Source organism: Paenarthrobacter sp. UW852, assembly GCF_024608385.1.
GTDB lineage: Bacteria > Actinomycetota > Actinomycetes > Actinomycetales > Micrococcaceae > Arthrobacter.
Window position 1 is genome coordinate 173,824 of sequence record NZ_JAMSGY010000001.1, and the last position, 20,406, is coordinate 194,229.

16 protein-coding genes are annotated in these 20,406 nt (G+C 63.1%); 11 read left to right on the forward strand and 5 right to left on the reverse strand.

The window, feature by feature from the left end:
- Window position 1 precedes the first annotated feature (1 nt).
- Both NEK97_RS00865 and NEK97_RS00870 read right to left on the reverse strand, forming a co-directional pair.
- Entirely contained in the window at window positions 2–898 is an 897-nt protein-coding gene (locus NEK97_RS00865; protein ID WP_257368014.1) for an aldo/keto reductase, read from the reverse strand.
- A 33-nt stretch (window positions 899–931) separates the two neighbouring features.
- Window positions 932–1,894, reverse strand: coding sequence for a sugar-binding transcriptional regulator (locus NEK97_RS00870; protein ID WP_211712312.1), 963 nt, complete (start codon window positions 1,892–1,894; stop codon window positions 932–934).
- A 122-nt stretch (window positions 1,895–2,016) separates the two neighbouring features.
- On the opposite strand from NEK97_RS00870, the gene NEK97_RS00875 reads away from it, so the two are divergent.
- The 9 genes from NEK97_RS00875 to holA all read left to right on the forward strand — a co-directional run bounded on the left by NEK97_RS00875 (window position 2,017) and on the right by holA (window position 15,611).
- A complete protein-coding gene (locus NEK97_RS00875) occupies window positions 2,017–3,801 on the forward strand; it encodes a glycerol-3-phosphate dehydrogenase/oxidase (RefSeq protein ID WP_257368015.1) in 1,785 nt (594 codons plus the stop codon).
- A 93-nt stretch (window positions 3,802–3,894) separates the two neighbouring features.
- Complete coding sequence (locus NEK97_RS00880; protein ID WP_235520729.1) at window positions 3,895–4,647, forward strand: MIP/aquaporin family protein; 753 nt, start codon at window positions 3,895–3,897, stop codon at window positions 4,645–4,647.
- Between the two features lie 76 nt (window positions 4,648–4,723).
- Window positions 4,724–6,238 carry a glycerol kinase GlpK gene (gene glpK, locus NEK97_RS00885; RefSeq protein ID WP_257368016.1) on the forward strand — a complete coding sequence of 505 codons (1,515 nt, stop codon included), beginning with the start codon at window positions 4,724–4,726 and terminating at the stop codon, window positions 6,236–6,238.
- Window positions 6,239–6,528: 290 nt separating this feature from the next.
- The gene (gene leuS, locus NEK97_RS00890; RefSeq protein WP_257368017.1) at window positions 6,529–9,057 is read left to right on the forward strand and encodes a leucine--tRNA ligase; all 2,529 of its coding nucleotides are present in this window, start codon (window positions 6,529–6,531) and stop codon (window positions 9,055–9,057) included.
- A 59-nt stretch (window positions 9,058–9,116) separates the two neighbouring features.
- Window positions 9,117–10,100, forward strand: coding sequence for a DegV family protein (locus tag NEK97_RS00895; protein ID WP_374111494.1), 984 nt, complete (start codon window positions 9,117–9,119; stop codon window positions 10,098–10,100).
- A gap of 69 nt (window positions 10,101–10,169) precedes the next feature.
- On the forward strand, window positions 10,170–10,988 hold the full coding sequence (locus NEK97_RS00900; RefSeq protein ID WP_257368019.1) for a helix-hairpin-helix domain-containing protein: 819 nt from the start codon (window positions 10,170–10,172) through the stop codon (window positions 10,986–10,988).
- 187 nt (window positions 10,989–11,175) lie between these two features.
- Window positions 11,176–12,816 carry a ComEC/Rec2 family competence protein gene (locus NEK97_RS00905; RefSeq protein ID WP_257368020.1) on the forward strand — a complete coding sequence of 547 codons (1,641 nt, stop codon included), beginning with the start codon at window positions 11,176–11,178 and terminating at the stop codon, window positions 12,814–12,816.
- On the forward strand, window positions 12,761–14,467 hold the full coding sequence (locus NEK97_RS00910) for a sigma-70 family RNA polymerase sigma factor (RefSeq protein WP_257368021.1): 1,707 nt from the start codon (window positions 12,761–12,763) through the stop codon (window positions 14,465–14,467). Before NEK97_RS00905 ends, NEK97_RS00910 begins: the two co-directional genes overlap by 56 nt.
- Before the next feature lie 127 nt (window positions 14,468–14,594).
- Window positions 14,595–15,611: a DNA polymerase III subunit delta gene (gene holA / locus NEK97_RS00915; protein ID WP_257368022.1), complete on the forward strand. Its 1,017-nt coding sequence runs from the start codon at window positions 14,595–14,597 to the stop codon at window positions 15,609–15,611.
- A gap of 72 nt (window positions 15,612–15,683) precedes the next feature.
- Here the strand turns inward: holA and rpsT are convergent, their stop codons facing one another.
- Both rpsT and NEK97_RS00925 read right to left on the reverse strand, forming a co-directional pair.
- On the reverse strand, window positions 15,684–15,944 hold the full coding sequence (gene rpsT, locus NEK97_RS00920; protein ID WP_011774926.1) for a 30S ribosomal protein S20: 261 nt from the start codon (window positions 15,942–15,944) through the stop codon (window positions 15,684–15,686).
- 168 nt (window positions 15,945–16,112) lie between these two features.
- The gene (locus NEK97_RS00925) at window positions 16,113–16,640 is read right to left on the reverse strand and encodes a type II toxin-antitoxin system PemK/MazF family toxin (protein WP_257368023.1); all 528 of its coding nucleotides are present in this window, start codon (window positions 16,638–16,640) and stop codon (window positions 16,113–16,115) included.
- Window positions 16,641–16,799: 159 nt separating this feature from the next.
- Between NEK97_RS00925 and lepA the strand changes: the two genes are divergently transcribed.
- Entirely contained in the window at window positions 16,800–18,653 is a 1,854-nt protein-coding gene (lepA, locus tag NEK97_RS00930; RefSeq protein ID WP_235520720.1) for a translation elongation factor 4, read from the forward strand.
- On the forward strand, window positions 18,654–19,883 hold the full coding sequence (gene hemW / locus NEK97_RS00935; RefSeq protein ID WP_257368024.1) for a radical SAM family heme chaperone HemW: 1,230 nt from the start codon (window positions 18,654–18,656) through the stop codon (window positions 19,881–19,883).
- A 51-nt stretch (window positions 19,884–19,934) separates the two neighbouring features.
- On the opposite strand, the gene NEK97_RS00940 is transcribed toward hemW, so the two are convergent.
- Entirely contained in the window at window positions 19,935–20,348 is a 414-nt protein-coding gene (locus NEK97_RS00940) for a DUF4870 domain-containing protein (protein WP_235520718.1), read from the reverse strand.
- Between the last annotated feature and the right edge of the window lie 58 nt (window positions 20,349–20,406).

Genomic DNA, 20,406 nt, shown 5'->3' on the forward strand with positions numbered 1-20,406 from the left:
CCTAGTTCACGTTGTCCGGGTGCGAACCCGTCCGGTGGTGCCGCTCGAGTTCTGCCATGCGTTCAATGTCGGCGGTGTCCAGTTCAAAGTCGAAGACGGCAATGTTCTCCTTGATCCGGCCGGGAGAACTTGCCTTCGGGATGACCAGGTTTCCCAGCTGGAGGTGCCAGCGGAGAATGATCTGTGCCGGGGTCCGGTGATATTTTTCCGCCAGGGAAACAATGGCGGGGTCGGCCAGGACCTGCCCGCGACCCAGTGGGCTCCAGGCCTCCGTGGCGATCCCCAGTTGTTCATGCAGGGTCCTGAGCCTGGTCTGCTGCAGCCACGGGTGCAGCTCGATCTGGTTGACCGCCGGAACAACCTCTGCCTTGTCCATAAGTTCTTCAAGGTGTCCGGGTTGGAAGTTGGATACGCCAATGGCCCTGACTTTGCCTTCGCGGTACAGGGTTTCCATCGCTTTGTAGGTCTCGGTAAACAACCCCCGGCCGGCACAGGGCCAATGGATCAGGTAGAGGTCCACATAGTCCAGCCCCAGATTGGAGATGGAGGTGTCGAAAGCCCGGAGTGTCGAGTCGTAGCCTTGGTCATCGTTCCAGACCTTCGTTGTTACGAACAGGTCTTCGCGGGAGAGGCCATGTATGGCTTCTCCGGAACCGCCAGTGGCACTGCGGGCTGCAGCGGCATCGCCGATGGCTGCCCCGATTCCGCGGCCAACGCCTACCTCGTTGCCGTACATCGCGGCAGTGTCGAAGCGCCTGTACCCTTCCCCGAGTGCCGTGGCAACCAAGGTGTCAGCGTCATGGGGCGGGACCTTATAGAGTCCGAATCCCAGGCGTTCCATCTGTACGCCGTTGTTAAGTGCCAGCCGGCCCGATGTCAGCTTGGAGGAGGATCTCATAGCAACGACTCTACCCATCCGGAAGCAATTTCTTCAGGCATGGCCGTTGAAACTCACCAGGCGCCGGGCGGAGGCTTCGTCCAGGATCAGGTCGGTGGCCAGTCCTGCCGCCAGGGCACCCTGGAGCCCGTTGATCTTGGAGGCGCCGGACACGACGCAAATCCGGCGCCTGACCTGACGCAGCTGCTCGTGGCCCGGCCCCGTGGAACGTTCGTTCAAGGTGATGCCGTCGGAGGAACCGTCGCTCCGGAAAAACACTGTAGCGACGTCACCCACAACGTCATCGGCAGCCAGCATGCTGAGGTCGTGTTCATCGAGGTATCCGCCGGCGTAGACGTGGCTGGGGTAATCGGAATCGACAGAGCCGACGCCGAAGATCGCAATGCTCATCCGTGCCTGCAAATCGAGGATGCGTTGAACGCTGCGTTCATTCCACATAGCTGTCTTGGTGGAGGCGTGATCAAAGAAGGCGGGCACCGGGAACTGCTCCACCCGTGCTCCGTAGGCGCTGCCGAAGCGACGCATGATGTCGCTGGCGTACGTGATGCCCGTGGTTTGCATGTTTCCGGCCCCATTAAGTTGGACCACGATGCTGTCGTGGGTCACCTTGCGGGTCAGGTGGCGGCTGACTGCACTGAGGGTCGCACCCCAGGCCACCCCGATGATGGCGTTCGAATCCACCAGGGGGCCAATGGTTCGCGCTGCCTGCATGGCTACACGGTCCAACGTCTCGGCTTCATTGAGGGTGTCCAGCACCGGCACGACGTGAACGTCCACTCCGTATTGGTTCCTGATCTGGCTTTCCAGCTCCGGGCCCGTGTCGAACGGGCTGCGGATCTGTACCTGCACGAGGCCCGTTTCCCGCGCAGAGGAGAGCAGTCGTGACACCGTGGATCGTGAGGTCCGCAGCTCGCGGGCAATCGCATCCATGGTCAGGTCCTGCAGGTAATACATTTGTGCAGCCCGGAGCGCATCCGAGTGACGTGATCGTGCCATCTCATTTCCTTACTGCACGTTTGTGCAAATAGCTTGACTCCATTTTCCACCTTCGCAAGATTAGTGGTGAACGGTGCAGCAGCGAGTGGCGCGGCGCACGAACCAAGCCCAAGGGAGCAGTTTTGGGACACAACAGGATTTCCGGTACCTCACAGCACGCACAGCAGCGCGACTCCGTCGTCGCACTGCAGGAGCGGCCCTCGGCGAAGGTACTCATCATCGGCGGTGGCATCAACGGCGTGGGGACGTTCCGTGACCTCGCCCTGCAGGGCGTCGATGTGGCACTTGTTGAACGTGGCGATTACTGCCAGGGTGCCAGCGGTGCCTCGTCCCACATGATCCACGGTGGCATCCGGTACCTCGAAAACGGCGAGTTCCGCCTTGTCCAGGAATCGGTAGTGGAGCGAAACCGGCTCCTGCGGATCGCGCCGCACTACGTCAAACCGCTGCAGACAACCATCCCGATCTTCAGCACCTTCTCCGGAATCCTCTCGGCCCCCATGCGCTTCCTGACCCACAAGCAGGGCAAGCCGAAGGAACGTGGTGCGTTCCTCATCAAGGTGGGCCTGAGCATGTACGACTTCTTCTCCCGCGACGGTGGAAGTGTTCCGCGGCACCAGTTCCGCGGCCGCACCAAGGCACTCGCCGAACTTCCGAAGCTGCACTCCGGCATCAAGTACGCTGCAACGTACTTCGACGCATCCGTGCACAACCCCGAACGCCTGACCCTGGACGTCCTCCAGGATGGCGAAAAGGCAGGCCGTGGCGGTGGACTCCCCGGTGGAAGCGCCCGCGCCAGCAACTACGTCTCGCTCGTTTCCATGGGCACGGACGGGGTGCGGCTCCGCGACGAACTGACCGGCAAGGAGTTCGACTTCCAGGCCGACGTCATCGTCAACACCACAGGCGCATGGGTGGACCTCACCAACCAGGCCATGGGTGCTGTCAGCAAATTCATGGGCGGCACCAAGGGATCCCACATTGTCCTGGACCACCCCGAACTGCTCGCCGCCTGCAATGGCAGGGAGATCTTCTTTGAACACACCGATGGCCGCATCGTCCTGATCTACCCCATGGGAGACCGTGTGCTGGTCGGAACCACGGACGTGGACGCTGATATGTCCGAAGACGCCGTGTGCACCGAAGAAGAAATTGAATACTTCTTCGACCTCGTCGGCCACGTGTTCCCCACCATCAAGGTCGAACGCGAACAGATCGTCTACAGCTTCGCCGGTGTCCGTCCGCTGCCGCGCCACGACGCCACGCAGCCCGGCTTCGTCTCCCGCGACTACAGGATCGAACGCAGCGTCCGCACGGGCAGCGACGCTGTGACAACGCCAGGCGGTAAGGCCGCCGTCGTACTTAGCCTGGTCGGCGGAAAGTGGACCACATTCCGCGCCCTGGCAGAGCACATGACCAATGACGTCCTTCGCGAACTGGGCATGGAACGCAAAGTCTCGACGGCGAAACTCGCTATTGGTGGCGGTGCCGGCTTCCCGGCCACCGAGCAGGGTGAACAGGAATGGATCAAGAAGCACATGGGGCCGGGCCTGGACGCTGACCGGGTCGCTGTCCTGCTGACCCGTTACGGAACACGGGCCGACGCCGTCATCGATTACCTGAATGCCGGACACGACGCACCGTTGCGGTCCACCCGCGAACTGAGTGTCCGCGAGTTGGCTTTCATGGCAGAGCACGAGCAGATCGGGCACCTGGTGGACGTCCTGATCCGCCGGACATCCCTTGCGTTCCGCGGCCTGGTAACAGGGGAGCTGCTTAACGAGATCGCTGCTGCGCTTGCTGAGCCACTTGGTTGGGACGCCGCCGCCCGTGAAGCGGAAATCCGCCACGCCCAGGAAGTCCTGCAGCGGTTCCACAAGGTTGACGTGCACAGCTTGGTGGCGTGAAACCACCATCGGGGCGGTTCCGGAAACCGGAACCGCCCCACACAGCCCCCTCACCCGCGAGGAGGCTGACAACAGAAAAATGAGGAGTCAAAGATGTCTCTTGGAATTGTTTTCCTTTCCGAAGTATTCGGAACCATGATGCTGACCCTGCTGGGTTGCGGTGTCGTGGCAAACGTTGCGCTCAAAGGCACCAAGGGCAACAACGGTGGATTCTTAATGGTGACGTGGGGCTGGGGTATTGCGGTCTTCGCGGGCGTTTTCGTGGCCGCAAAGTCCGGTGCGCACCTGAACCCGGCCGTCACCCTGGGCCTGCTGGTCAAAGGCAGCAAAGAGTACGCCCCGGATGTGGCAGTGACCTTCGGGTCGACCCTGACGTACTTCGGTGGCGAACTGCTGGGCGCCTTCCTGGGTGCCGTTGTCTGCTGGCTCGCTTACAAGCAGCACTTCGACGATGAGCCCCTGGCAGCGAACAAGCTCGGAACCTTCTCCACCGGCCCGGCCATCCGGTCCACCCCGTGGAACCTCATCACCGAAATCATTGGCACGTTCGTCCTGGTCTTCGTCATCCTGACCTTCGGCGGCACACCTTCCGGCCTCGGCCCGCTGGCCGTAGCACTGCTTGTTGTTGGTATCGGTGTATCCCTGGGTGGTCCCACCGGTTACGCCATCAACCCTGCACGTGACCTTGGCCCCCGCATCGCACACGCCGTCCTGCCCATCAGGGGCAAGGGCTCGAGCGACTGGGCATACTCCTGGATTCCCGTCGTCGGACCGCTGGTCGGTGGCGCACTTGCCGGACTCGTGGCCCTCTGGGTCCCGGACATCATGCCCGCCATTGCCGGCTAAAACGCTTTCTATCGACGCACACTCCGCACACCCTCACAACGCCACTGAGTAACAAACAACAGACAAGGACGTCACCATGAACCAATACGTCATCGCCATTGACCAGGGCACCACCAGCTCCCGGGCCATCGTGTTCGACCACTCGGGCAACATCGTGTCCACCGGCCAGATGGAACACGAGCAGATCTTCCCGCAGGCCGGCTGGGTGGAGCACAACGCCGCCGAGATCTGGAACAACACTCGCGAGGTCATCGGCTCCGCGCTGTCCAAGGCGAACCTGACACGGCACGATATCGCCGCCGTCGGCATTACCAACCAGCGCGAAACCGCAGTGGTCTGGGACAAGAACACCGGCGAGCCGGTCTACAACGCCATCGTGTGGCAGGACACGCGTACCCAGTCCATCGTCGATGAACTCGGCAAGGACGGGGGACCGGAGCGCTTCAAGCAGAAAGTCGGCCTGCCATTGGCCACCTACTTCTCCGGCACCAAGATCAAATGGATCCTGGACAACGTCGACGGTGCCCGTGAACGTGCCGAAGCGGGAGACCTCCTCTTCGGCAACACCGACGCGTGGGTTCTGTGGAACCTCACCGGAGGCGTCGACGGTGGTGTTCACGTCACCGACGTCACCAACGCTTCACGCACCATGTTCATGGACCTCGAAACCCTGCAGTGGGACCAGGAGATCCTGGACATCTTCGGTGTCCCGGCATCCATGATGCCCACCATTAAGTCCTCCTCCGAGGTCTATGGGCACGTCCACACCTCGCAGCTGCTGCGCGAAACCCCGGTTGCGGGCATCCTCGGCGACCAGCAGGCAGCAACCTTCGGCCAGGCGGCCTTCCAGGCCGGCGAAGCGAAGAACACCTACGGCACCGGTTGCTTCCTGATCTTCAACACCGGCGAGGAAATCGTCCACTCCAAGAACGGCCTGCTCACCACCCTCGGCTACAAGCTGGGCGACAACAAGCCGCACTACGCCCTGGAAGGCTCCATCGCCGTCACGGGCTCCTTGATCCAGTGGCTCCGCGACAACCTGGGCATGATCAGTTCAGCCCCGGAGGTCGAGGAACTCGCCGCTGCAGTGGAAGACAACGGTGGCGTATACATCGTCCCCGCGTTCTCCGGCCTCTTTGCACCCTACTGGCGGGCAGACGCCCGCGGCGCGATCGTAGGCCTGACGCGTTTCGCCAACAAGGGCCACATCGCCCGCGCAGCCCTGGAAGCCACAGCGTTCCAGACCCGCGAGGTGCTCGACGCCGTCAACGCCGACTCGGGCGTCCCGCTCACCGAGTTGAAGGTCGACGGCGGCATGGTCGCCAACGATGCCCTCATGCAGTTCCAGGCAGACATCCTCGGCGTGCCCGTGGTCCGTCCGAAGGTCGTGGAAACCACGGCCCTCGGTGCCGCCTACGCGGCCGGCCTGGCAGTCGGTTTCTGGAACGACCTCGGCGAGCTCAGCGCAAACTGGGGAGAGGACAAGCGGTGGGAACCGCAGCTGGCCGCCGAAGAGCAGGAGCGCCAGTTGCGGCTCTGGAAGAAGGCAGTGACCAAGTCCATGGATTGGGTCGACGAGGACGTTAAGTAGCCTTCTCCTGACAGAGGTTCCGGGGACTCCCGCCCGCCCGCTTCGCGGTGCCCACCACACCATGGCGGGGAGTCCCCGGAACCTCTTTTGGCGTCCGGCCCCCTTACACCCAGCCCATGGGTTTGGTGGGGTAAGGTATTGGTATGCGTGAGATCCTTCTGCTTAGCTAGCCGCCCGGCTTTAACAGCCGTGCGGCCGCCCCTCCATTGTTGAGGGGCTTTTGTGTGTCCGGGGCTATCCGGGACCGCAGCAGGAGGCAAAACCGCCATCGAGAACAGAAGAGGGCAGCAGTGAGCGTTCAGCCGGAGACAGAGACCGGAACAGCACAGACAGCCGCAGCCGAGGTGCCTGAAGAAGGCGTCTACAGCTTCGCTGCGATGGAAGCCAAATGGCCGCAGGTCTGGGAAGACCTCAAGGTCTTCACGCCTGCCGACGACGGCTCGCGGGAACGCCGCTACGTGCTGGACATGTTCCCCTACCCTTCCGGCGACCTTCACATGGGTCACGCCGAAGCATTCGCCATGGGCGACGTCGTAGCACGTTACCTGCGCCAGAAGGGCTTCGACGTCCTGCACCCCATCGGGTGGGACTCCTTCGGCCTGCCCGCCGAAAACGCCGCCATCAAGCGCAACGCGCACCCCAGCGAGTGGACCTACGCGAACATCGACACGCAGGCTGCGTCCTTCAAGCGTTATGCCATCTCGGCCGACTGGTCGCGCCGCCTCCACACCTCCGACCCCGAGTACTACCGCTGGACGCAGTGGCTGTTCAAGCGGTTCTACGAGCGTGGCCTGGCCTACCGCAAGGACTCGCCCGTCAACTGGTGCCCGAAGGACCTCACCGTCCTGGCCAACGAACAGGTCGTCAACGGTGCCTGCGAACGCTGCGGCACGCCGGTCACCAAGAAGTCCCTGAACCAGTGGTACTTCAAGATCACCGATTACGCAGACCGCCTGCTGCAGGACATGGACCAATTGCAGGGACACTGGCCCGAGCGTGTCCTGGCCATGCAGCGCAACTGGATCGGCCGTTCAGAAGGCGCGCACGTCCGGTTCGTCATCGAAGCCACTGAAGATCGCGCGGAACGTGAAGTCACCGTTTTCACCACGCGTCCGGACACCCTCTACGGTGCAACGTTCTTCGTCGTTGCCGCTGACGCGCACCTGGCACTGGACCTGGTGACACCGGAACATCACGACGAACTCATGGCCTACCGCGAGAAGGTCAAGGCGCTGTCGGAAATCGAACGCCAGTCCACAGAACGGGAGAAGACCGGCGTCTTCACCGGCCGTTACGCCATCAACCCACTCAACGGCGAGAAGCTGCCCGTCTGGGCTGCCGACTACGTCCTGGCTGACTACGGCACCGGCGCCATCATGGCCGTCCCTGCGCACGACCAGCGCGACCTCGACTTCGCGAAGGCCTTCGACCTGCCCGTCCGGGCCGTGCTGGACACCGGTGACGAGGACCCCTCGGAGACCGGAGTAGCCACTGCCGGCGAGGGCACCCTGAAGAACTCCGGCGAGCTCGATGGCCTGTCAAAGTCTGAAGCCATCCCGGCAGCGATCAGCATCCTGGAGAAGCTGGGAACCGGCGAGAAGTTCGTGAACTTCCGCCTGCGTGACTGGCTGCTGAGCCGCCAACGCTTCTGGGGTACGCCGATCCCCATCATCCACTGCGGGGAATGCGGCGAAGTTCCCGTTCCCGATGATCAGCTGCCGGTAAGGCTGCCGGACAACCTGCGCGGTGAGGCACTGTCGCCCAAGGGCACGTCGCCGCTGGCCGCCGCCGTCGAGTGGGTCAACGTCGATTGCCCCAACTGCGGCCGTGCCGCGCAGCGTGACACCGACACAATGGATACTTTCGTCGACTCGTCCTGGTACTTCCTGCGGTTCGTCTCGCCTGACTACACCGAGGGACCATTCGATCCGGACAAGATCAACGATTGGATGCCGGTAGGGCAGTACGTAGGCGGCGTCGAACACGCCATCCTGCACCTGCTCTACGCGCGTTTCTTCACCAAGGTCATCAAAGACATTGGGCTGATCGAAGCCAACGAGCCGTTCTCCGCGCTGCTCAACCAGGGCCAGGTGCTCAACGGCGGCAAGGCCATGAGCAAGTCGCTCGGCAACGGCGTGGACCTGGGCGAACAGCTGGATAAGTTCGGCGTCGACGCCGTCCGCCTCACCATGGTCTTCGCCTCCCCACCGGAAGACGACGTCGACTGGGCGGACGTGTCGCCGTCGGGCTCTGCCAAGTTCCTGGCGCGTGCCTGGCGGCTCGGCCAGGATGTCAGCAGCGAGCCCGGCGTTGACCCGGCCGGCGGTGACCGCGCCCTGCGTACGGTGACGCACAAAACCATTGCCGACGCCGCCGAACTGTTGGACAACAACAAGTTCAACGTGGTCGTGGCCCGCCTCATGGAGCTGGTCAATGCGACCCGCAAGACCATCGATTCCGGTGCCGGCGCTGCCGATCCGGCAGTACGCGAAGCAGTGGAGGCCGTTGCGGTCATCCTGAGCCTGTTCGCTCCGTACACAGCCGAGGACCTGTGGAACACGCTGGGCCACCCGGCATCAGTTGCCAATGCAGGCTGGCCCAAGCATGACGACGCTCTGCTGGTTCAGGACACCGTGACTGCTGTGGTCCAGGTACAAGGCAAGGTTCGCGACCGCTTGGACGTTTCTCCGGACATCACCGAAGACGCCCTCCGGGAACTTGCGCTGGCTTCGGAGAACGTCCAGCGTGCCCTGGACGGCCGCGGTATCCGCACCGTGATCGTGCGGGCCCCTAAACTGGTGAACATCGTTCCTGCCTAGCAGGGATTGTGCGGCCGCCGGCATCGTGCCGGCGGCCGGCCATCATCTTTGGAGGTTGCGTGCCTGAACGAGAACCACCCGCCTGGATATGGCTCAAGGAAAGGGTGGCGCGCCTCCGGCAACCCACAGCTCCGGTTACCGTCCCTGGTGAGCCGCTGGCCGCCGTCGTTAAGACTGCTGTCGTCACGGATTCAGCGGCAGCCCTGCCACCGGAATGGGTATCCGCCTTCACCGCCGACGGGCGCCTGGCGGTCGTTCCCATGCCCGTTATGGTGGGGAACGAGATCTACTGTGAGGGCGAAGACGACATCACCCAAACGTTATCGCTGGCTTTGGCGTCAGGGGCATCGGTCAAAACCTCAAGGCCATCGCCCGGACAATTTGAACAGGCCTACCTCCTTGCGCAGCGCCGGGGTTTCGAGGCCGTGGTCTCCATCCACATCTCCTCAGAGCTGTCCGGAACTGCCGATGCAGCCCGGCTGGCTGCGGCCCGGGTCAGCATTCCGGTGGAAGTGGTGGACTCGCGCACGGTTGGCATGGCACAAGGCATGGGTGTCCAGAGCGCCGTGGTGGCTGCGGCCGACGGTCGCGAGGCAGCTGAAGTGCGCCATTTCGCGGAGCGCCGCATGGAACGGACCAAGGTCTACTTCTATGTCCCCAGCTTGGAGCAGTTGCGGCGTGGCGGACGCATTGGGGCGGCAGCGTCGCTGCTTGGAACCGTGCTGGCCATCAAGCCGATTCTGGCGGTCGACGGCGGCAAGATCGTTCCGCTCGAAAAGGTGCGTTCCGCCGTCCGCGCGATAAGCCGCCTCGAGGAAATCGTGGCAGCCGATGTTGCCTCCCGGCCGGCGGGCCAGCAGCGCCTGGCCGTTCACCACTTCGGCAATCAAATAGAGGCCGAAGCCTTGGCCGCCCGGTTGAACCAGAAATGCCCGGAGTGCCCGGCGCCTCAAATCAGTGCGCTGCCGGCTGTCCTGGCTGCCCACGCGGGCCTGGGCGTGCTGGCTGTCATCGTTGGGGAAAGCAGTACACCCGCGGGTTGAGCACCCGTGTTTTCCACATAGGAAACTTCCTTGGGTTCCGGCCCGGAGCGCTGGCCATAGGCTCGTTCCATGCCACGGTGGAGCCAGGACCCGTCGCCGGATGCCGCAGCGAAGGCCGTCCGGCAGCGTTTCGTGGACCGCGTGGCTACCGGCCCTACGGCACCTCCGTTGTTGGAGCTTCCAGAGGCCGGGAACCAAGGCGGGGCAGATCCTGAACGAGCGGCCCCGGCCCGCCTCCGATGGCGGACACCTTGGCGGGTTGCGGCTCTTCTGGCCGTGCTGGTTGTTGGCTTCATCGGGCTCCAATGGTGGATGTCCCCGGCAGCGGCCCCGACATTTGTTCCCCTCAGCCCTAGCAGTTCATCGGGCAGCAGTCCGGTACCCACTGCCGCGGCAGGTCCTGACGGTGATGCATCCGGGACTGTGCTGGTCCATGTAGCAGGTGCCGTGAAAGCGCCAGGCGTAGTGTCACTGCCCGAAGGCAGCCGCGTCTTTCAAGCCATCGAAGCGGCAGGTGGCGCCTCGCCGAACGCGAACCTCGGCGGCCTGAACCTCGCGGAAGTCCTCAGGGACGGCACCAAGGTCCATGTACCCGCCCTCGGCGAGCCACCCCAGGGGGAAGCAGCTGTGGGTACTGGCGGTTCCGGGGCTGCAAGCACACCTGCGGGTGCCACTGCGGGAGGCGCTGCCAGGATCAACATCAATACCGCCTCCGTGGAAGAACTCGGAACATTGCCACGAGTGGGGCCGGTGATGGCTCAGCGCATCGTCGATTGGCGGAAGGAACACGGTGCTTTCGCCTCCGTGGATGAACTCGACGCAATTGATGGGATTGGGCCCAAACTGATGGAGTCATTGAAGGACCTCGTGGCGGTGGACAGTGGCTGAGGCGGAAACTTCTCCTCGCCGCCTGGATCTGAGGCTTGTGCCCACAGTGCTGGTTTCATGGGCCGCGGCGCTTGCTGGTGGGATATTGGGTGCGGCGGGCTGTGCAGTCCTCGCGTCGGGGCTTCTTGTGGCCGGGGGAGGGCTGCTCGTTGGAGGGCGGCACCACAGGCGCCGGTCCCAACGGACCATGGCAGCCACCTTTGCGCTTGCCTGCGTCGTGGGGGCTGCTGTCGCGGTCCACTGCGCTGTGAGTGAAGCCAAGCAGGAACACGGTCCGCTCGCGCCGGCAGTCGAGTCAGGGGACGGCGTCGTCGCACACTTGGTCATCACGGGCAGCCCCAGCAAGATCCCGGCCCCGGGACAGTCCGCGAGGGACCGGTGGACCGTCGATGCCCGCCTCATCGATGCCACGTACTCCGGCGCCAGGGTGCGGGGTGAGACCGATCTGGTGGTGGTAGGTGACGATCGCTGGCAGAACGTACGTGCGGGAGACCGGGTCAGGACAACCGGCTCCCTCAAGGAAGTGCGAACAGGTCAACCGGAAGCGGGCTTGCTCTCGGCGGCGTCTGCCCCTGTCGCCGTGGGGGCGGATTTCGACGTTCGCGGTGTCGCGGGTGACCTGCGGAAACACTTCGTGGAAGCTACCGCATGGCTACCCCCGGACGCGGCGGGGTTGTTACCCGGAATGGTCACTGGCGACACGAGCGCGCTGCCGGAGAGTCTTGGTGTCGACATGAAAACTACCGGCATGACGCACCTTACAGCCGTGTCCGGCGCCAACTGCAGCCTGGTGTTGGGCGGGTTCATTCTATTGGCGAGGTACTTTCGGCTGTCCAGGCCCCTTTCTGCGGCAGGGGGTTGCCTTGGGCTTTTCGCGTTTGTGGTGTTGGTGGGACCGGACCCAAGCGTGCTGCGCGCCGCGGTCATGGGGTGCGTTGGTGTGACAGCCTTGGCTGGTGGGCTGAGGGGACGGGCATTGACCTTTCTCTGCGTTGCCAGTTCCGTACTCTTGTTCGTGGACCCCTCGCTTGCCGGCAATGTCGGCTTTCTCCTGTCTGTGCTTGCCACCTTGGGCATTGTTTTACTGGCCAGCCGCATAAGCTCCTGGTTTCCACCACAGGTGCCCCGGTGGCTGGCAACGGCTGTTGCAGTACCGTTAGCTGCGCAGTTACTGTGCGGCCCCGTCATTGCTGCGCTGCAGCCACAGTTCACCCCGTACGCGCTCGTCGCGAACGTGACGGCCGGTCCGCTGGTGGCTCCTGTGACAATCCTGGGGACCATTGCGGTGCCACTCGCTGCGTTTGTTCCCTGGGTGGCGGCGGCCCCGCTGGCCATCGCTGGCTATTGTGCCGGGGCGATAGCGGCCTTGGCCAGGTTTTTTGCTGGGTTGCCGGGCGCAGCGTTGCCTTGGGCAGAAGGTCCGGCGGGTGTGGTCGCCATGGCTGTTTTCTCGGTGGTAACGGTCTTGTCGGCGTGGATGATGCTTCATCCGACGACCCTGCAGGGTTCTGTCATTGCCCTCCACAGCGAAATCGTCACGCTGCTGGAAGCAATGGCCTCCCGCAGGTGGAGGGAGGCCAAGCCTCCTACGTGTGGACATTCATCAGGGCGTTGTGTATTAATTCACCGCCTGATCGTAAGCTGGGCCCGTGGAGCGCAGCGCATGGATGCGGCGACTGCGACGGGGCTGCAGCAGCGTGGCCCCATAAAGCCTTGGTCCGCGATGACCAGGTTGGTCCACTGGATGATCCGCGTCCGAACTCGGGGCCGGTATGGAGGGAACAGTTCCAGCGGAGAGCGAGGGACGCGCCGGAGTCGGTCTGGCTGACAGCGATGCTGACCTGGTGGCGCGGGTACGCTCCGGTGACGCGGAGGCATTTGATGTGCTGTACGAGCGGCACCGAGGCATCGCCACATATGTCGCAGCGAACCAGGCCGATAACCGGGCCGATGTCGATGATGTTGTATCCGACGCCTTCGCCTCCGTTTTTCAGTCCCTGACCTTAGGAAAGGGTCCGGATACGTTCTTTCGGGCGTATCTGCTGACCACCGTCAAACGCATCTCATTCAAGGCCAACCAGGCAGCGTCCCGCACGCGGCCGACGGGCGAGTCATACGTGCTCGATTCCGTGGAGGAGCAGCAGGACCCGGTCATGGCGGAGTTCGAGTCCGCAGCGGTCGCCCGGGCGTTCAAGACCCTTCCTGAGCGATGGCAGGCGGTTCTTTGGTATGTGGATATAGAGGGGATGAAGCCGGCAGCCGCCTCGGTGATGTTGGGGCTGAGCCCCAATGGGGTCTCTTCCCTGGCATTGAGGGCCAGGGAACGGCTACGTCAGGTCTACCTCCAGCAGCACGTGAGTTCTTCCGTGGGACAGGACTGCGAAGAGTATTCGTCGCAGCTCGGTGTGTATGCCCGTAATGGACTGCGTCGGCGATCCCAGGACAAGATGCAGGCGCATTTGGACGAGTGTGCTCGATGCACAGCGTTGTTGCTGGACCTTAACGACGTCCAGTCAGCAATGCGTGCCGCCCTCTTCCCTCTGGTGACCGGTGTTGGGTTCACCTCCGCAGTACCGGCTCTTTCGGGTTCCGGAGCGACGGCGGTGGCACGGGGTTCCCACGCTGCTCCCAGGCAATGGTCTTTGACGTGGAAAATAGCCGCAGGTGTGCTCACGGGCGCAGCTGTGGTTTTGAGTGCGGCCGTGGCGCTGGGAGTCACAGGTTCGCCATCGTTGGAAGGACCTGCCGGTGCGACGAGCCCCCTGCCCGGTGTTACTGCAAACCCAGCCAAGCCCACAGCCACACCGGAAACGATCCCCGCCGTCGTCGAGGACATAGCTGATCCCGGAAAAAAGGATCGGGAAGGGGTTCCGGTCCTTCCAGGGAAGCCCTCTGCGGCCAGTACAAAGGCCGGCAGTTCCAAGGCGCTTCCACTGCTCCCGGACGTGCAGCGGCCACCGGCTATCCAGCCGTCTTCCCCGGCCTCGCCGGGCATTCCCGTTCTTCCGCTGCCACCCGCCGTTCCGGGAGAACCTGGTTCCCTGCCTCCGCTGCTTCCAACCCCAATACCAACGCCGGGTCCGTCCAGCACGCCCCTTCCATCGGTTTCTGTCACCCCGCAGCCGCAACCCGTGGTGAGCGCGACTTTCAGTACCGAAGCAGGCACAACAGCGTCGGATGTCAACGTGATCATTACCTTCGACCTTGGCGGGGCCGCTCCCAGCACAGCTGAAGCCGTCTTCACAGTGTCCGAAGGCTCCGACATGATTCCAGGAAAGCTTGTTGTTCCCGACGGTTGGACGTGTACCCACGACCCCTCCACGACCAGGCAGTTCCGTTGCGTCAGCATCAGGGTGGACCCTGCGGCTCTCCGGTTCGGCCTCGGGGTCACCAGGAAAGGGCAGACGGAAACCACGACCCTCAGCTACCAGATCAGCGGTACGGGGATCGGCACCACGACCTTTTCGAACACCTTCTGAACAACGAATGAGGGCAATCCGTGCGGCCTTCCCTGGGACGGTGTGAGCATGGTGGCAACTGTCCGAAGCTCCCGCCGGGGCATGGCAGACTTGAATCCTGCAAGGAAACGTCCGGAAGGAACCACCATTGGCTGCTGCCCAAAATAACCGGGCCAAAACCGCCTCGGCCAACAACGTCAGCTGGCGGGAGATCACTCCTGCGGCCGTGGTGTTGGTTACGGGTCCCGAGGAGTACCTGGGCATCCGTGCCATGGACCGCATCCGGTCCCACGTACGGACGGCTACTCCGGAGGTAGAGTTGAGCCGGCTCAACGCAGGCTCCTATGAGGCCGGCTCGTTGGCAATGACCGTTACCCCGTCATTGTTTGGCGAGGGCAAGCTCATTGAAATCGAGGGCTTGGAGGCCATGAACGACGCCTTCCTCGCCGATGGCCTGGCATACCTGCAGAACCCCGACCAGGATGTCGTGCTGGTCCTCAGGCATGCGGGAGGCGTTCGCGGCAAAAAACTGCTCGACGCCGTCAAGTCGGCTGGGTGGCCAGTGGTGGATTGCCAGCCGCTCAAGAAGGACGCCGACAAGACCTCCTTTGTTGTCTCTGAATTCAAAGCCGGGGGCCGGCGCATCGAAGGCGAGGCTGTCATGGCGCTGGTTAATGCCGTGGGCGCAAACTTGTCCGAACTGGCCGCAGCCTGCAGCCAGTTGATCGCCGACGCTACCACCGCCGTGGATGCGGCGACTGTGGAGCGATACTACGGCGGAAGAGTCGAAGCCACCGCATTCAAGGTTGCCGACGCCGCAATGGCCGGTAATGGTCCCGTGGCATTATCAACGCTCCGTCACGCTCTGGCGACAGGAGTGGATCCGGTTCCTTTGGTTGCAGCACTGGCGGCCAAGTTGCGTACCCTGGCCAAAGTGGCCGGAGCCAATGGCTCCCCGGCCACCATCGCCAGGAACCTGGGCATGCAGCCTTGGCTCGTGGAGCAGGCCCAACGTGATGTCCGACGATGGACGCCTGAGGGTCTTATTCGGTCCATTCAGGTCATTGCGGAAGCGGACGCCCAGGTCAAGGGTCTTTCCCGCGATCCCGTGTACGCGGTGGAGCACGCAGTGACGGTTATTGCCACATCGGCCAGCCGACGCTGACCGCCTTAGACCCAAAGGCCGGCACCCATTGGGCGCCGGCCTTGTGATCAGCTCAGTCGAACTGGAAAAACCTTAGAGTGCGTTGACCTTCTTGGAGATCGCCGACTTGCGGTTTGCAGCGTTGTTCTTGTGAATAACGCCCTTGCTGACAGCCTTGTCCAGCTTGCGGCTGGCAGCAACAAGTGCAGTTCCAGCAGCATCCTTGTCAGCAGACTCAACGGCGGTGTTGACGGCGCGGATGGCAGTCTTCAGCTCGGACTTGACTGCGTTGTTGCGCAGGCGAGCCTTCTCGTTGGTGAGGATGCGCTTCTTCTGGGACTTGATATTAGCCACGTATGAACTCTCTTTTTAATGCGGAAATGGTCTAGAGGGTTTTCAGGTTGGCCATCGACTGAGCGGCGTGGGGATGCCTATGGCAGCCAACCATGTGTGGCCGTCGACCTGCACGAACACACAGCTATAAAGAATAGCAGACGGTCCGCCCTGACGGCGACTTTGAAGTCACCGCCTGTCCTGTTGCGCGCGGAGTGCCCGGGAGACCTCGTTGAACAGGACCTTGTCCAGCACCGCACCCTCCCGGCGGATGGACGCCGGGTCGAGCCGGATCACGCGGTCCACTTTGACTTCACTGGGTCGCCCTTGCCGGTCCCAGGCTCCGGCGCCGATGTCGACGTAATCGTCGGCGCGGGCGCCGTGGTCGTGGTCCTTGGAAGTCAGCATCAGGCCCAGGAGCCACTTCGCGTCAGCACCTATGAGCAGCACGGGACGGTCTTTTCCCCGGCTGGAGTCCTCTTCATAGGGCACCCACCCCCACACGATCTCGCCAGGGTCCGGCTGCCCATCCGGCTTGGGGGAGTACTTGGGCCGGAGCGGCCCGCGAAAGTCGCCGGGGTAGGGGCCGCCGACGCCGGCAGGCCGGGTTTGCGTTTTTGCTCCACTGGGGCGGGTGGCCGGTTTGGTGTTGCCGCTTCCCCATGCCTTGAGCGATCGCAGGATGAGATTGCCCAGGGGGCGCAAGTCGATAGCCATGTGACAACGCTACAACCGGGCCGGTACCGCTCTGCGCCGGCAATGTACGGTGAACCGCTGGTTCGTGGGAGACTGGAGGATCAGATGCGCGGCGCATTCCGGCTGGCCTATGCCCAGTTCGCGGAATTGCCGTGTGAGTATCGACAGTAAGGATCCTGCGTGTCTCCCATGGCCCGCACCGCACCGGTGCCCGCCGCAACAGATCCGGCCATCATCCGGAACTTCTGCATCATTGCCCATATCGACCACGGTAAGTCCACCCTGGCCGACCGCATGCTGCAGTACACCGGCGTCGTTCAACAGCGCGACATGAAGGCCCAGTATCTGGACCGTATGGACATCGAACGTGAGCGCGGCATCACCATCAAGTCCCAGGCTGTTCGCATGCCCTGGGAGCTCGATGGCACCAGCTATGCACTGAACATGATCGACACCCCCGGCCACGTGGACTTCACCTACGAGGTCTCGCGATCCCTGGCCGCCTGTGAAGGCGCGGTTCTCCTGGTCGACGCGGCACAGGGTATCGAAGCCCAGACCTTGGCCAACCTGTACTTGGCCATGGAAAACAACCTCACCATCATCCCGGTACTGAACAAGATCGACCTCCCGGCAGCGCAGCCGGAGAAGTATGCTGCGGAGCTGGCGAACCTGATTGGTGGCGACCCCGAAGACGTCCTCAAGGTTTCCGGCAAGACCGGCGTGGGCGTCGAGGCGTTGCTGGACAAAATTGTCCGGGACCTCCCCGCGCCCGTGGGTGACCCGGACGCTCCGGCCCGTGCCATGATTTTCGACTCCGTGTATGACACCTACCGTGGCGTGGTCACCTACGTCCGGGTGGTTGACGGCATGCTGCACCCCCGTGAGCGAATCCAGATGATGTCCACCCGGGCCACGCACGAGCTCCTGGAAATCGGTGTGAGTTCCCCGGAACCTACCCCGTCCAAGGGTCTCGGCGTGGGTGAAGTGGGGTACCTGATCACCGGCGTGAAGGACGTCCGCCAGTCCAAGGTGGGCGATACTGTCACCAACCTGGCCAAACCTGCTTCGGAGTCCTTGAGCGGTTACGCGGACGCGAAACCCATGGTCTTCTCCGGCCTGTATCCGTTGGACGGCACGGACTATCCGGTGCTTCGAGATGCCCTCGAAAAGTTGATGCTCAACGACGCGGCGCTCGTTTACGAACCCGAGACGTCGGCCGCGCTGGGCTTTGGATTCCGCGTGGGCTTCCTCGGATTGCTGCACCTGGAAATCACCAGGGAGCGCCTTGAGCGTGAGTACAACCTGGATCTCATTTCCACCGCCCCCAACGTGGAATACGAGGTAACGCTCGAGGACAAGAAAGTTGTCCACGTGACGAACCCCAGCGAATACCCCACGGGAAAGATTTCCGAGGTCCGTGAACCGATGGTTTCGGCTACCATCCTTGCGCCAAACGAGTTCGTCGGCTCCATCATGGAACTGTGCCAGAGCCGTCGCGGGCAGATGAAGGGCATGGACTACCTGTCCGAGGACCGCGTGGAGCTCCGTTACTGGATCCCGCTGGCTGAAATCGTGTTCGACTTCTTCGACCTCCTGAAGTCCAAGACCCGTGGCTACGCCTCGCTGGACTGGAAGGCCGACGGCGAACAAGTCGCCGACCTCGTGAAGGTCGACATCCTGCTCCAGGGTGAGCAAGTAGATGCGTTCAGTGCCATCACACACCGTGACAAGGCGTACGCCTACGGCGTGATGATGACGGCCAAGCTCCGCGAACTTATTCCGCGCCAGCAGTTTGAAGTGCCCATCCAGGCGGCCATTGGTTCGCGCATCATTGCGCGTGAAAGCATCAGGGCCATCCGCAAGGACGTTCTTGCCAAGTGCTACGGCGGTGACATCACCCGTAAGCGCAAACTGCTCGAGAAGCAGAAGGAAGGCAAGAAGCGCATGAAGATGGTGGGCCGCGTGGAGGTGCCCCAGGAGGCGTTCATCGCTGCCCTGACCACCGACGAGTCCAAGGACAAGGCCAAGAAGTAAATGCCCAGCGTCCTTCCTTTGGGCGATCCAGCACCTGCGGATGGCGTTCTGCCTCCGCAGGTGCTGACGGGCGTCGAGCACCGCAAGTTCGGACTGTACGTCCACATCCCTTTTTGTGCCGTGCGTTGCGGCTATTGCGATTTCAATACCTATACCGCGACGGAACTGGGCGGTGGTGCCTCGCAGGATGCCTATGCCAGTACCGCCATCTCGGAGCTCGACTTCGCCGTGAAGGCACTCGAGTCCTCATCGGTTCCGGCGCGCCCCCTGAGTACCGTCTTTTTCGGCGGTGGTACCCCGACTCTGCTTCCAGCCGAGGACTTGGCAAGGATCCTGCGTTCCGCGGTTGGGACGTGGGGGCTGGAATCCGGCGCGGAAGTGACCACCGAGGCCAATCCTGACTCCGTCACCCCCGAATCGTTGAAGCTGCTCGCGGATGCCGGATTCACCAGGGTCTCGTTCGGCATGCAGTCCGCGGTGCCGCATGTCCTCAAAGTGCTGGACCGCACTCACACGCCAAGCCGCGTTCCGCTGGTGGTGCAGTGGGCGCGCGACGCCGGACTTGCCGTCAGCCTGGACCTCATTTATGGGACCCCGGGGGAGTCCATGGAGGACTGGCGCGTTTCCCTCGAAACGGCCTTGTCGTACGAACCGGACCACATCAGCGCCTATGCGTTGATCGTGGAGGACGGCACCAAGCTTGCTGCGCAAATCCGTCGAGGCGAGGTGCCCGGCATCGACGACGACGACCACGCCGCGAAATACGAACTCGCCGATGAACTCATCTCAGCGGCGGGGATGGCCTGGTACGAGGTCAGCAACTGGGCGCGCTCTCCGGAGCAGGCATGCCGCCACAACCTTGCTTACTGGCGTGGAGATGACTGGTGGGGCGTGGGCCCCGGAGCGCACTCCCACATAGGCGGTGTGCGCTGGTGGAACGTCAAGCATCCTACTGCTTATGCTTCGCGACTGGGAGCGGGAAGCTCGCCGGCGGCAGGCAGGGAGACGCTGGACCCTGACACGCGCGAGGTGGAGCGCATCATGCTCGAAGCCCGCCTGGGTACAGGCCTGGCTGTCGACGCCTTGGACGGCGTGGGGCGGCACGCAATGGCCGGGTTGATCGCAGACGGACTGGTTGACCCGATCCAGGCCTTCAAGGGCCGCTTGGTCCTCACGCTGAAGGGTCGCCTGCTGGCAGACGCAGTGGTCCGCAGGATCCTCCCGGACTGAGCCTCACGGCCGTTTGGCAGCACTGCCGGGACTCTCCTGCTGGTCAGGCAGCTACTTGATCCAGCGCAAATTCAGTTTGTAGCGGTGCGGCTGGCCGTGGTTCACGCGGATTCCGGCTGAAACGGAGAAGCACGTCAGGGCTACCCAAATGCCGGTCGCGATCACGGCGAAAATGTTGCCGACCACCGGAAGCAGGACGAGGATGTTGGCGAGGACCGCTGCGATGGTCGGGGGAAGGGTGAAGTTCAGCGCTTCCTTGGATTCCTGTGCAGTGAAGGGTCCCCGGTCCCGGAAGATCAGGTAGATCAACAGGGAAGGCAAGCAGCCAAGAATGCCGCCAAAGTGCGCCAATGTGGCCCACTGCCGGTCTTCGCCGGCCGTCAAGGGCAGTGCATTGGCTGGCGCGCCATGGTACTGGGGCCGCCCTGCGGCGCTGCCCGGTTCTTCAGGAGCGTTCTCTGCCACGGTGTCTTCCCTTTGCTGTAAAGATGCTGCGGTGTTGCTGTCCCAGAATACCGGCACG